This is a genomic window from Solwaraspora sp. WMMB335 (assembly GCF_049179075.1).
Taxonomy (GTDB): domain Bacteria; phylum Actinomycetota; class Actinomycetes; order Mycobacteriales; family Micromonosporaceae; genus Micromonospora_E.
In genome coordinates this window covers 7,635,067-7,647,542 of sequence record NZ_JBMHMF010000001.1, presented here as the reverse complement: position 1 = coordinate 7,647,542, position 12,476 = coordinate 7,635,067, and the positions used below count along the sequence as shown (strand labels likewise).

General features: G+C 71.7%; 13 protein-coding genes. All 13 read left to right on the top strand.

What is annotated here, in order from left to right; all coding sequences use genetic code 11:
- Nucleotides 1-116: 116 nt before the first annotated feature.
- Genes ACN27F_RS32830 through ACN27F_RS32770 form a run of 13 tightly spaced genes read left to right on the top strand, consistent with a single transcriptional unit; the run spans nucleotide 117 to nucleotide 12,365 of the window.
- The gene (locus tag ACN27F_RS32830; RefSeq protein WP_421439401.1) at nucleotides 117-647 is read left to right on the top strand and encodes a hypothetical protein; all 531 of its coding nucleotides are present in this window, start codon (nucleotides 117-119) and stop codon (nucleotides 645-647) included.
- Between the two features lie 6 nt (nucleotides 648-653).
- Nucleotides 654-1,916, top strand: a complete 1,263-nt coding sequence (locus ACN27F_RS32825) for a phage tail sheath family protein (RefSeq protein WP_421439399.1) — start codon at nucleotides 654-656, stop codon at nucleotides 1,914-1,916.
- Between the two features lies 1 nt (nucleotide 1,917).
- Nucleotides 1,918-2,397, top strand: coding sequence for a phage tail protein (locus tag ACN27F_RS32820; protein WP_421439397.1), 480 nt, complete (start codon nucleotides 1,918-1,920; stop codon nucleotides 2,395-2,397).
- Complete coding sequence (locus ACN27F_RS32815; protein ID WP_421439395.1) at nucleotides 2,381-3,703, top strand: hypothetical protein; 1,323 nt, start codon at nucleotides 2,381-2,383, stop codon at nucleotides 3,701-3,703. Before ACN27F_RS32820 ends, ACN27F_RS32815 begins: the two co-directional genes overlap by 17 nt.
- Complete coding sequence (locus tag ACN27F_RS32810; protein WP_421439393.1) at nucleotides 3,691-4,452, top strand: hypothetical protein; 762 nt, start codon at nucleotides 3,691-3,693, stop codon at nucleotides 4,450-4,452. The genes ACN27F_RS32815 and ACN27F_RS32810 overlap by 13 nt, the downstream gene beginning before the upstream one ends.
- A gap of 1 nt (nucleotide 4,453) precedes the next feature.
- Entirely contained in the window at nucleotides 4,454-6,058 is a 1,605-nt protein-coding gene (locus tag ACN27F_RS32805) for a phage baseplate assembly protein V (protein ID WP_421439392.1), read from the top strand.
- Between the two features lie 39 nt (nucleotides 6,059-6,097).
- A complete protein-coding gene (locus tag ACN27F_RS32800) occupies nucleotides 6,098-6,436 on the top strand; it encodes a hypothetical protein (RefSeq protein WP_421439390.1) in 339 nt (112 codons plus the stop codon).
- A complete protein-coding gene (locus ACN27F_RS32795; RefSeq protein ID WP_421439389.1) occupies nucleotides 6,433-6,975 on the top strand; it encodes a GPW/gp25 family protein in 543 nt (180 codons plus the stop codon). Before ACN27F_RS32800 ends, ACN27F_RS32795 begins: the two co-directional genes overlap by 4 nt.
- Nucleotides 6,950-9,538 carry a putative baseplate assembly protein gene (locus ACN27F_RS32790; RefSeq protein ID WP_421439387.1) on the top strand — a complete coding sequence of 863 codons (2,589 nt, stop codon included), beginning with the start codon at nucleotides 6,950-6,952 and terminating at the stop codon, nucleotides 9,536-9,538. The genes ACN27F_RS32795 and ACN27F_RS32790 overlap by 26 nt, the downstream gene beginning before the upstream one ends.
- Nucleotides 9,519-10,073, top strand: a complete 555-nt coding sequence (locus ACN27F_RS32785; protein WP_421439386.1) for a phage tail protein — start codon at nucleotides 9,519-9,521, stop codon at nucleotides 10,071-10,073. Before ACN27F_RS32790 ends, ACN27F_RS32785 begins: the two co-directional genes overlap by 20 nt.
- Before the next feature lies 1 nt (nucleotide 10,074).
- A complete protein-coding gene (locus ACN27F_RS32780) occupies nucleotides 10,075-11,139 on the top strand; it encodes a PASTA domain-containing protein (RefSeq protein WP_421439385.1) in 1,065 nt (354 codons plus the stop codon).
- On the top strand, nucleotides 11,136-11,621 hold the full coding sequence (locus ACN27F_RS32775) for a hypothetical protein (RefSeq protein WP_421439384.1): 486 nt from the start codon (nucleotides 11,136-11,138) through the stop codon (nucleotides 11,619-11,621). The genes ACN27F_RS32780 and ACN27F_RS32775 overlap by 4 nt, the downstream gene beginning before the upstream one ends.
- A 3-nt stretch (nucleotides 11,622-11,624) precedes the next feature.
- A complete protein-coding gene (locus ACN27F_RS32770; RefSeq protein WP_421439382.1) occupies nucleotides 11,625-12,365 on the top strand; it encodes a hypothetical protein in 741 nt (246 codons plus the stop codon).
- Nucleotides 12,366-12,476: the final 111 nt, after the last annotated feature.

Genomic DNA, 12,476 nt, shown 5'->3' with positions numbered 1-12,476 from the left:
TCTCGGGTACCGAGTCGGACTGCCGACACCTACCAGGTGTATCAGCGCTACCGGCCCACTCCTCTACATAGCGCCGTCGCCAACCGGCGGTGGCCTTGCAGAGGAAGGCGGTACCGATGTCCGGCGACTCGACTCCACTGCCCGGTCCGCTGGCCGGCGCGGCGCAGACCGCGTTGGCCTGGCTGGCCCGGGCCGGAGTACCCGCGGTCCTGGCGGCACCCCGGTGGAACGGGGCGACGGCAGGAGAAGCACTCCGGCTGTGGCCGTTGGCGCTGCTGCCCGATCCGACCACCCGCGGCGGCACCAGCCAGGACGTGCTGCGCCTGCGGGTTCGGTTTCTGGTCGCCGCCTGCGCCGGCCCCGGATCGGGCACCAGCCCGGGCGGGACCGAGCCGACCCCCGCGGCGGCCCTCGTCGCGATGGATCGGATCATCGCCGCCTCGGTCGACGCGCCGGGGCCGGTGAGCCTGGTGGTGGAGCCGATCGACCCGATGACCTGGCAGGCGTTCGGCACCATCCCGCGGGCGGCGCTGCAACTGGATGTGCCGGTACGGGTCGCCCGGCCGGCCCCGCCCACGGTGCGCGTACGTGAGCCGCTGCATGTAGACATCGCGCCGATTCGGATCGGCGATCCCAGGGAGGTTTGAGACTCGATGCCCTTCTACTCATCACCCGGCATCTACGTCGAGGAGGTACCCAGCGGCGCCCGACCGATCGGCGCCGTCGGGACCAGTACGGCGGGATTCGTCGGCACCGCACCGGACCGCAGGGCCCGACCGGGCGAGGCGGTCGCGGTCAACAGCTGGACCGACTTCGTCCGTGTCTTCGCCAGTGGCACGGACACGCCTAGTACGCCGTTGTCCCGTGCCGTGTACGGGTTCTTCGACAACGGCGGCGGCCGCTGCTACGTGGTCAACATCGCGCCCGGATCGCCGGTCGCCGGTGGCTCCGCCGGCCGGCACGGGCTGGACCTGCTGGAAGCGGTGGACGAGATCGCGATCGTGTGCGCCCCCGGCTACAGCGACGCGATGTCGTACGAGGCGGTGCTCAGCCACTGCGAACGGCTGGGCGACCGGGTCGCCATTCTGGATCCGCCCGCGGACGTCACCAACGTCGAGCAGCTCACCAGGGTGGCGACCGCGCCCGTTGGCAAGGCGGCACGCGGCAAGACCGACGACTCGTCGCCGACCCAGGCCAAGGCCGACGGCGGCGGCCGCGGCACCGGTACGGAGGACACCGCCGGCACCTCGGGTCTGCGGCCGCGCCAGTCCGACTACGGCGCGTTCTACTTTCCCTGGATCGTGGTCCGCGATCCGAGCAGCGGAGCACCGGTGGCCACTCCCCCCAGCGGGCACCTCGCCGGGGTGTGGGCACGCACCGACAGCGGCCGGGGCGTGCACAAGGCGCCAGCCAACGAGCCGGTGCGTGGCGTGGTCGATCTGTCCTATCGGGTGACCCGGGCCGAGCAGGACGTGCTCAACCCGAAAGGGGTCAACTGCATCCGCCACTTCACCGCTGAAGGCGCCCGCGTCTGGGGTGCCCGGACGTTGGCCGCCGAGGCCAGCGAGTGGCGCTACCTCAACGTACGACGCCTGTTCAACATGCTCAAGGAGTCCATCAGCGAAGGTACCCGGTGGATCGTGTTCGAGCCCAACGACGGGCTGTTGTGGCGGTCGATCCGCCGCGACATCAACGCCTTCCTGACCCGGGTCTGGCGCGACGGTGCGCTGTTGGGCAGCTCGCCACAGGAGGCGTTCTTCGTCAAGTGCGACGAGGAAACCAACCCGGCCGAGGTCCGCGACGCCGGACAGGTGGTCGCCCTGATCGGAGTGGCGCCGGTGAAGCCGGCGGAGTTCGTCGTGTTCAAGCTCAGCCAGTCGATGGCGGGCGGCGATATCGAGACGGTGGGAGGCTGACATGGCAGCGGGATCCCCGGGCACGCAGCCCGGCAACGTACTGGACCCGTTCCGGGCGTACAGTTTCAAGCTTTTGATCAACAACGTGACCGAAGGGCACTTCACCGAGGTCGGCGGTCTCGGCGTCACGGTCGAGCGGATCGCGTACCGGGAAGCCGGCAACAGCTCGATCGTCCGGGCCATTCCGGGCCAGGTGACGTACAGCTCGGTGACGCTGCGGTTCGGGCTCACCTCGTCCACCGACCTGTGGGACTGGCTGATGACGGCCGTCGAAGGCCGGGTCGAGCGGCGCAACGTCTCGGTGGTCATGCTCGATCCGGCCGGTGCCACCGAGGTCATGCGGTGGAACCTGATCAACGCCTGGCCGCAGGAGTGGTACGGGGCGCCGCTGGACGCGATGAGCCGGGAACTCGCCATCGAGACCCTGGTGCTGGCGCACGAAGGGCTCCAGCGGGAGACCAGCAATGGCAGCTCTGGCTGAGTTCGCCACCCGTTCCCGACGCGGTGCCGCCTACCTGGTGCGCTGGCTGGCCTGGTCGGCATGGCACGCCGCCCGGTGGGTCGACCGGCTGTCGCGGTGCGTGGACGCCGTGGCGTCGTGGTTGGTCCGGATCGCTGTCCGGATCGACCACGGCGCTGCGGCGCCGGTCGGCCTGACCGTACGCCCGCCGGCGACCGGTCAGGACGGCGCGGCGCCGCCACCTGTCGAGGTGCCACCGACGTGCCACGATGCGGACCGTCGGCCGGCGGACGGCGTGCCCGGACACTGGCCGCAGCATCGCCAGGGGGTACCCGGACACTGGCTGCGGGTGGTGCGGCGACGCGCGCCGCAGCTGCTCGTCGACCGCGTCGACCGACCTGGACGGTTGATCGCGCCGCCGATCCGTCCACCGGTCACCGGGCACCCACCGCACCACGACGGTCCTGGTGCGACGCCGACGTCGACCGACGCGGCCGGCCGGTGGAGCGCCGCGGCGAGGACGGTCGCCAACGCCGGTGCCGTCCCGGAAGCGGGAACCACCGCGGAAGCGGGAACCACCGCGGAAGCGGGAACCACCGCGAACCACCCGTCGGCGGTTACCCGTTCCGGTCGGGCCGATCAGGTGCGGTATGTCGGTGACGGCGAAGACACCGAGCGCACCACACCCGATTCGGTCGGCAGGCCGCTGCCGGCCAGCCGGTCGATCCGGTCCCACTTCGCCCAGCCGCGTACCGAGACCACGGCCACGCACCCGCGGGGACCATGGATGTCAGCACGGCCGGCCGCGGCACCGGCGGTCGCCGCGCCCACGCCGTGGACCGCACCGGCCGAGGCAGCCGCGTCGGCCGCCGAGCATCCGCCGGAGACGATCCGGCCGAGGCGGCGCGGTGAGACCGCTGCCGACGCGGCGCAACCGAGCGCGCACGGGCCGCGGCTCTCGGCCGGCACGCCGACGGAGACCACGAGGGCCTGGCCGACCAGGACGGAGCCGGGCGCCGCGGACGACGGGCGGTTCCGCGTGCCTACCCGGACGTCCTGGCCGGAGCTGCCAGCGCAACACAGCGACACGACCGAGGTCACCGGTGGCGACGACCGCGTCGGTGGCCGGCTCGGCGGCGGGACGACGGCGAGGGGCCGATGGCCGGCCCTGCCGGACGACGGGTCGTCCTGGGCCGTCCTGTCGACCGCGTTCCCGCCCGAGATCAGACCGCTGGTGCTGGACATACCCGCACCCTGCGACGCCGACGTACCGGACCGGTTCGTCGGCCACCCCGACCCTGCCGGAGGTGTCCCGTGGAGCGAGTAGCCTTCCTCGTCGACGACACCGGCGAGCGCATCGACTGTCTGCTCAATCCGGAGAGCTTCGAGGTACGCCGGATCGCCGGGGTGCGGCCACACACGATCGGCGCCGGCCAGCTGGTCGGTGCCGGACGCGGCGACGACCCGTTGCTGTTCACCGGTGGTGGGCGCACCGAGGTGCTGGTCGACCTCGTGTTCGACGTCGATCTGGTCGAGTCGCGGACGCCGCCGGACGATGTCCGGACCATGACCGGCCGGCTGTGGGATCTGGCGGAGAACGTCGCCGAGCAGCACGGCACCGCCCGGCCGCCGCTCGTACGGCTGGTCTGGGGCAAGTCCTGGAACATCCCGGCCGTCGTCGTCGCCGTGGCCGAGCGGTTCGACTCGATCGGCCCGACGGGCGTGCCACGGCGGTCCTGGCTGCGGATGAAGCTGGTACGCGTCGCCGAGACGGCGTCCGGTCCGGTCGGCGGGCACGACGCAGACTCGTCCGCCGGCGACCCGTACGACGCCGACCTGGACGTCCGTGCCGACGGCCAGGCAGCCCGACCGACCCGGTCCGCCGTGGCCGCGCTCGGCGATGGCGCCGCCGAACCCGGCTTCTCCGGCGTGCGCTTCGACCTGCTCGCCAGCGAAGCGTTGGACAGCCCGCTGCGCTGGCGGGAACTGGCCCAGCACAACGGTATCGACAACCCGATGGACGTTGCGGCCGGCACCGTGCTGGCCGTCCCAGGTCACCGACGGGAGGTGCACTGAGGTGGGTACGACAGCGATCCCGCGCGTACTGGTGACGGTGGACGGTCGGCCCTGGGGGGTGGCTCGGGTGCTCGCGATGCGGGTGATCAGCCGACTCGCCGAGCCCGCCCGCTGTGAACTGACCGGGTACGAGCCGCGCGGCGGGTGGCCGGCCGGCGTGGCGCTCGGCGCCGAGTTGCGGGTGTACCTGGGTGACGAGTCGGACCCGGTGTTCGACGGCGACGTCACCGGCATCGAGCTGGTACGGGACGCCGACGCCGCGGTCATTCGGATGTCGGGTGCCGACCCGTTGCACCGGCTGGCCCGGCGGCGCTCGGTCCGGGCACTGACCGATCTCACCGTGGCCGGCCTGGCCGAATCGTTGATCGAGGGGGTGCCGGCGACGGTCGACGCGGCCGAGCCCGGGCCCCGGGTGGACCGGCGGGTGCAGTTGGGCGACGACCTGTCGTTCCTGGTGGCCAGCGCGTCTGCCGCCGGGCTGTATCCGGTGCTGCGCCGCCGGCGACTACGCCTGATCACGATCAACGGACACGGCCCGGCGATCGGGTTGCGTGCCGGTGAGTCGTTGTACCAGGCGCGTGTCGCGGCCGGCGTCCCAACGCCCGGCGTCCCCATGCCCGGCGTCCCGACGCCCGACGGCACAGCCTCGCCCGACGGCGGCCTCGGCTCCGGGAATGCCGGTTGCACCGAGGTCACCGCCTTCGGTTGGCACCCGCAGCGGGCCGAGCCGCTGCTCGGTCATGCCACAGCGCCGGGTGACGGCCGCCAGGTCGCGGGCCGCCGGCCGGCGGCACCGCCCGGCACCGGCACCGCGGACACCGTCGTCGAGTTGCTGGTCGACCAGGCGGGTCGCACCGACGCCGAGCTCACGGCCCGGGCCCAGGCGACACTGGACCGGCGCGGTGCCGCCGCGCAGACCGTGTCCGGGACCGCGACCGGGGACACCCGGCTGTGGGCCGGCCGTCAAGTCGACGTCAGCGGGCTGGGTTCCGGCGCCGACGGACGGTACGTGTTGAGCACGGTCGTGCACACCGTCGACGGATCGGGTTTCCACACCGCGGTCGACACCGCACCGCCGACGCCGAGCCGGGCGCAGACGGCCACCGCCCTGACTCTCGGCGTGGTCACCTCGGTCGCCGATCCGGACCGGCTCGGCCGGGTCCGGGTATCGCTGCCGGGCTACGGCGATCTGGATGCCGGCTGGCTGGCGGTGCTGTGCCCGGGCGCCGGTCGGGACAAGGGCATCGTGGCGTTGCCCGACGTGGCGGACTCCGTGGTGGTGGCGTTGCCGCACCAGCGCCCCACCGACGGGATCGTCCTCGGCGGCGTGTACGGCATGGTCGCCCCGCCCGACACCGGCGTGGACGGGGACGCGGTACGCCGCTGGTCGGTACGGACGCCGGGCGGGCAGGCCATCGTCGTCGACGACGCCGAGAACCGCGTCACGGTGACCAACCGGGCCGGCAGTGTGCTGGAGCTCGGCGCCGACCGGCTGCGGCTGCGCGCGGCCACCGATGTCGTGATCGAAGCGCCCGGCAAGTCGCTGACCTTCCGGGCCGACTCCATCGACTTCGAACACTCCGGTCTGCTGCCCGGAGGTCTGTGATGCGACCAGGAGGTTTCCGATGCGACCAGGAGGTTTGTCATGCGATTGGTGACGTTACGCGCGGTGGTCAAGTGCGGCCACGACGGGATCGTCGGCAACGTGGCCGCACAGCGCTGGGTCCGGATCAGCGGACAGCCGGTGCTGGTGGCTCCGGATCCGCAAGGGCGCGCGATCGCGGCCTGCCCCAACTACGGAGCGACGATGAAGCCCTGCACCACGACACTGCGGGTGATGCGGGGCTACCGCGACTGGATTCGCGTCGACGGCAAGCCCGTCGTCGCCGCCGATCTGGACGGGCTCACCGACGGCACCGCCCCGGGCACCGTGCACTACACGGTACGCAGCCCCGGCCAGCGCTTCGTCGGGGTGGACCGATGACCCCGCGGGCGTTCCGGTTCACCAACCTCGACATCCGGTCCGTCGGTGCCGGGCCGGGTGGTGCACCGGACGACGGTGAGGGAGGCACCAACGGCGCCCGGGGCGACGCTGGTCGCCACAACGGCCGAGGTCAGGCCAGCCGAGGTCTGGACGTGACCGCCACCGGAGCGGTGGCGATGGTCGACGGCGACGACGCGATCCGCCAGGCGATCCTGATGCTGCTGTCGACCACGGTGGGTGAACGCCTGATGCGGCCGGCCTACGGCTGTCAGCTGAACCGACTGGTGTTCGCCCCGAACGACCAGACCACGGCTGGCCTGGCGATCCACTATGTACGACAGGCGATCGAGCGCTGGGAGCCCCGGGTACGCATCGTCGACCTCGACGCTCGACCCGACCAGCTGAGTCCGGCGCTGCTGCTGGTGCGACTGCGCTACCAGGTACGCGCCAGCCTGACCGTGGCCGCGATCGACCTACCTGTTCATCTGGACCCGCCGCATGGAGGAGGCCGGCATGACGCTGCCCGTGCCCAATCTTGACGACCGTGATTTCGCGACGCTGGTGCGCGAGGCTCGTGAGCACATCCGGATACATTGTCCGGAGTGGACTGATCTGTCGGTGCACGATCCCGGGATGGCTCTGGTCGAGGTGTTCGCCCATCTGACCGAGGTGCTGTTGTACCGGCTGAACCGGCTACCGGAGAAGGCGTACGTCGAGTTCTTGAACCTGCTGGGCGTACAGCGCCACCCGCCGTCGGCGGCCTGGACCGAGCTGACGTTCCGGCGTACCAGAGGTGGCGGCACGGCGACGGACATCACGATCCCGGCCGGCACCCGGATCGCCGCCGCCCGTGGTGCCGACCCGCAACCCGCCGTGTTCACCGTGCTGGACAGCGCCGTGCTGCCGGCCTCGGCGGAGGAGGTCTCGGTGGTCGCCCACCACTGCGAGTCGGTCGATGGCGAGTTGCTCGGCGTCGGCACCGGCGCGCCCGGTCAGGCCTACACCGTGGCGCGTCCGCCGATCACCAGCACCACCGAGCCGTTCGACGTGCTGCTCGGGGTGCAGGTGTCCGGTGGCTCGCTGCCGGAGGGTGCCGCAGCGCGCGAATACGGCGGGTCGACGTTCGAGATCTGGCGGCCGGTGGTGTCCTTCGCGGAGGCCGGTCCGACCGACAAGGTCTACCTGATCAGTCGGGCCACCGGAACCATCACCTTCGCACCCGCGCTGGACCTGCGGCCCGGCACCGGACGGGCGACGTCGCTGGCGGCGGTGCCACCGGCACAGCGGGAGATCCGCATCTGGTACCGCACCGGCGGCGGTCCGGCCGGCAACGTCGCCGCCGGCACCTTGACGAGCCTGCGTGACCCGGTCGCCGGGGTGAGCGTGACCAATCCGGCACCGGCCCGGGGCGGCCGGGCGTTGGAGTCCATCGAGTCGGCGCTGCACCGGGGTCCGTACGAGTTGTTCGCCCTGCGCCGTGCGGTGACCGCCCGCGATTTCGAGTTGCTCGCCGCCGCCGGCTCGGCGGCGATCGCCCGCGCCAAGACCTTCACCCGCACCACGATGTGGACGTTCGCCCGCCCGGGAGAAGTCGAGACCGTCCTGGTGCCGCAGGTCAGTGTCGCCGATCGGCCGGCCGGCCGGCTCACCGCGCAGACCCTGGCCAGCTATCAGGGTGAGCAGGTCCGGGCCCGGACCCAGCAGGAGCTGGACACCCGACGCGCGTTGGGCACCCGGGTGGTGACCACCTGGGCCCGGTACAAGCCGGTGTCGGTGCGTGCGCGGATCGTGGTACGGGTCGAGGACGATCCCGACGCGATCCGGGACCGCATCCACGATCGCCTCTACCAGACGATCAGCCCGCTGCCGACCGAACACAACCCCAGCGGATGGCAGTTCGGTGAGCCGTTGCGGTCGTCGACCGTGTACCGCCTGCTGGAGCAGGCCGAACCAGGGGTGCGCTACGTCGACGACGTCCGGTTCGTGCTCGACGACGCGCCGGACGGGCGGGTCCGTGCCGTCGCCGCCGACGCGTACCAACCGGACACCTGGTACGCCGGGTCGGACGAGACCCTGTTCCGGTCGACCAACGGGGGCCGCGGCTGGGAGCCGGTTGGCCGTTTCCCCGGCGAAGGCGTCCGTCGGGTGGTGGCCGCACCCGGCGGCAGCCGTTCCGGCTTCGTCCGCCGGCCGGGCCTGGTCGCCGCCGTGACCAGGGCCGCCGCGACCGGGAACTCCGGCGTGCACGTCTCACGCGACCTCGGGGAGAGTTGGCAGCGAGTCGCCGATCTGGAGCCGGCCGTGGCCGACCTGGCCTGGGTCGACCGTGACGGTGAAGCACTGCTGCTGCTCGCCACCGACGCGGGGCTGTACGAGCTCGCTCCGCACCCCGGGGCGGCCCCGTTGCAGGTCCGCGTCGACGACGGCGATGCCGGTCGCGGGTTCTCCGCCGTGCAGTCGTTCGTCTCCGAACGGGGTGCGGTCGGCGTGGCGCTCGCCGCGCAGGCCCGCTACGGCGTCTACCTCTCCCTGGACGGCGGACGGCCGGGATCGTTCCGGCACAGTGGCCTGTCCGGGATCGACGTACGCAGCCTGGTGGTGCAGCTGGACGGCGCAGCCACGGTCCTGTGGGCCGGCACTGCCGAGCCGGACGCCAACCGGTCCGGGGACGGCTGCTACCGCGCCCGGCTGTTCGAGGCCGACGTCCGGTGGGAGCAGGTGGGGGCCGGCTGGGCCGGTGGCACCTGCTGGGCTCTCGGTTTCGCGGGAGCCACCCTGCTCGCCGCGACGCAGAGCGGCGGGGTGATGGCGCTCGACGTGGCGTCGCGACGACCGCGTTGGCAGCCGGCCGATGTCAACGGTGGCCTGCCGCTACGCGACCGTAACCGGTTCGAACCGGTCGAGACGCTCGGTGTCGGCACCGGCCGGCTCGCGATCGCCGGCACGCCGCGCGGTGTATACCGCGCCGCGATTGGTCCGACCACCTGGGCGGCTGCCGCCAACCGGTCCACCCAGGACGCCGTGACGGTGCCCGAGACCTGGCTGCTCTGCTCGGGCAGCCACGACATCGAGGTGGTGCGGGATGCGCCGACAGGCTATTGAGCGACTCCTGCCCGGCAACTACCAGCGGGTGGCCGGACCGGGCGGCGTACTCGGCGCGATGATCGAGGTCATGGCGGGCATGCACGAGCCGTGCGAGGCTCGGTTGGACGCCGCCGACGACCTGTTTCATCCGTACCGCGCGCCAGCGGCGATGGTTCCGTTCCTGCTGCACTGGATGGCCGCTGACCACCTACTCGGCGGCGTGGGTGCGGTCGCCGGCAACGAGATTCCGCTCGGCCGACTACGCAACGCACTCGCGCGGGCCGCTGCGGCGGCGCAGTGGCGTGGAACGGCGCACGGGCTACGCACCGTGATCGAGGATCTGGCCGGGGTGTCGGGCATAAGGCTCAGCGAACCGGCCGATCAACCGTTTCACGTGATCGTCCACGTGCCGGCGGACGCGGCCGACGCCGTGGCGCTGATCAGACGCGTGGTGGAGCAGGAGAAGCCCGCCGCGACCACGTACGAGATTCACATACCACCGATTCTGCCCAAGACAGACAGCACCAATTCCGCCAAGCAGACAGGAGAGTGACATGACGACTGAGTGGCTGGTGACCACGGCCGCCGAGCGTACCGAACTCGACGGCTCGGGCCGGGGAACGATCACCTTCACCGTCACCAATCCAACCGACTGGGCCGACCGGGCCGTGTTCGAGATCGCACCGGGCGACGGCGCCGACCTCACCTGGTTCAGTGTGGAGGAGCCACAACGCCGGGTGCAGCCCGCCGGATCGGTGTCCTATCTGGTGAAGGTGCAGGTGCCGGCGGAGACCGAGGCGGGCGAGTTCGAGTTGCGGGGCCGGGTGTATTCGGCTGACTCGGCTCCAGAGGAAAGCTCCGTTCTCAGCAACCGGCTCGTCGTACAGGTCCCGCAACGCCAACCGCGGCAGCGGACCGGCTGGCCCTGGTGGTGGTTCGCCGCTGCCGGACTCGTCGTGGTGGTCGCGTTGCTGGTCACCATCGGGATCATCGTGCTGCGCGACTCCTCGGAGGAGCCGGTGGTGGCGGTGCCCGACCTGAGTCGCTACGTCGGACTCGACGGCGCCACCCAGGCGCTGACCGAGGTCGGTCTCGTTGTCGGCACCGTCGCCTACCGCTACACCGACAGTGACCCGCCGAGCCCCGTGGAGCAGTCGATTCCGGCCGGCACCGAGGTGGTCACCGGCACCACGATCGACCTGACGGTCACCGCGACCATGACGGCGCCCACGATCACCGCGCCCACCGGCGACGAACCGGCCGCCACCGGCAGCAAGTCGACCCTCACCTGGACCCAGCAGGAGTCGTGGGTGAACCAGTGGCAGGTCGACATCAGCCTCCAGACGTGCGCCGACGCCTACCTGCAGCTCGTGGACTACCCACCGGTGAGCGGAAAGGACTGTGTGTTCCTGCCGCTGGACCAACGGGTGGTGGGCTCGCCCAGCCTGATCACCAACCTTCTGATCACGAGGCTGACCGAGACGCCGACGCCGGGCGGGGCGGCGAACATCTTCATCTACCAGACCGGTCTGGTGCGGTGGAAGGTCACGCCACTGGACCACTTCGCCCAGCCAGGCCCGTCGACCGGGTACGCCACCTTCACCGTCGAGCTGTCGTGACCACCGTACGGATCCCGGTGTGGTCGAAGCTGACCCGGCCCCAGCGGATCCTGCTCGTGGTGGTGGTGGTCCTCGTCGTCGGCTACGGCCTGGCGCTCGGCGGGGCGCGATCCACCGACGGCTCCGCCGCCGACCGGCCCAGCGGCCTCGTCGGCTGGCTGGGCGACCGGCTCGCCGGCACCAACGACGCGGACCGGGCCGACCTGTCGGCACCGTGTCTGCGCTCGGACACCCAACTCGACGTCGCGGGCACCTGCACGCTCACGGTGGCCGCGGTGGACGGCTCGGCGATGCGGTCGGTGCGGATGCGCACCGACGCCCCGCTGGTCGTACAGGCCACCACGCCGGGCGGCGACACCGTGGTGTCCAGTGAGTTGGCCGCCGGCGACGACCTGTCGGTGTCGGTGGATTCCACCGGCGGGGACATCGGGCTGCGGTGCCGGGCGGACACCTGCACCGTCACCCTGCTGACCGGGAGTTGACCGATGGACAGGCTGCGTACCCCGCTGTTCCTGATCGCCCTCGGGTCGATGGTCCTGGTGCTCTGCCTCGAGATCGGCTCGTCGTGGCTGCTCGGCGGTGGTGACGCCGCCGCCGGACTTGCCGCCCAGGCCGGCGAACTCGGCGTGGCGGTACCCGATCCGGGTCAGGTCACCGAGCCGCCGGGCATCGCGATCGGTTACCTGGCCCTGGTCGACGTGGTAGGCCTGTTCACCGTCGGGCTGTTCGGCCTCGGCCTGGTGCTGCCGACTCGCGCTCTCGGCCGGGTGCAGGGGCCGGCCACCCTGGTCAGTTCGATCATCCTCGTCGTCGCGGCCCTCGCGCTGCTGCTCGTGGCGATCGCCAAGCTGCTCACGATGCTGACCCTGCTGCTCGCGGTGCCGTTCGGCACGATCGTCTATCTGATCCGGTGGGGGTTCTTCCCGCGCGGCGAGGCAGCGGTGGTGCTTTCCACACTGATGGTCTTGAAGTTGGTCTTCGCGGGCACGCTGGTCGCCGCCCAGCCCCGCTTCATCCAGAACAAAGGCCTGGTGGCGATCACCTTGACGTCACTGGCCGGCAACCTGGTCGTCGCGTTCCTCCACGGGCTGGTGCCCGGCATCCTGGTCAGCATCACCGATGCGATCGCCGGGATCGTGTTGGCGATCATCGCGATCGTCTGGGCCGTCGTCCTGCTCGTCGGCTCGATACCCGCTATCGTCAAGACGGTCCGCAGCATCCGGTGACCCGCTGCGCCGCAGCGGGGTCGATGGCCCGAGGCACCGGGGATCGGCGGCGGGGCCGCCGATCCCCGACGGCGTGATCGGCAGATCGGCTGGCGGCCAAAGACCGCGGCG

Coding starts and splice junctions, on each gene's coding strand:
- ACN27F_RS32830 (WP_421439401.1), top strand. CDS start 117: ATGTCCGGCGACTCGACTCCACTGCCCGGTCCGCTGGCCGGCGCGGCG.
- ACN27F_RS32825 (WP_421439399.1), top strand. CDS start 654: ATGCCCTTCTACTCATCACCCGGCATCTACGTCGAGGAGGTACCCAGC.
- ACN27F_RS32820 (WP_421439397.1), top strand. CDS start 1,918: ATGGCAGCGGGATCCCCGGGCACGCAGCCCGGCAACGTACTGGACCCG.
- ACN27F_RS32815 (WP_421439395.1), top strand. CDS start 2,381: ATGGCAGCTCTGGCTGAGTTCGCCACCCGTTCCCGACGCGGTGCCGCC.
- ACN27F_RS32800 (WP_421439390.1), top strand. CDS start 6,098: ATGCGATTGGTGACGTTACGCGCGGTGGTCAAGTGCGGCCACGACGGG.
- ACN27F_RS32795 (WP_421439389.1), top strand. CDS start 6,433: ATGACCCCGCGGGCGTTCCGGTTCACCAACCTCGACATCCGGTCCGTC.
- ACN27F_RS32790 (WP_421439387.1), top strand. CDS start 6,950: ATGACGCTGCCCGTGCCCAATCTTGACGACCGTGATTTCGCGACGCTG.
- ACN27F_RS32785 (WP_421439386.1), top strand. CDS start 9,519: ATGCGCCGACAGGCTATTGAGCGACTCCTGCCCGGCAACTACCAGCGG.
- ACN27F_RS32780 (WP_421439385.1), top strand. CDS start 10,075: ATGACGACTGAGTGGCTGGTGACCACGGCCGCCGAGCGTACCGAACTC.
- ACN27F_RS32770 (WP_421439382.1), top strand. CDS start 11,625: ATGGACAGGCTGCGTACCCCGCTGTTCCTGATCGCCCTCGGGTCGATG.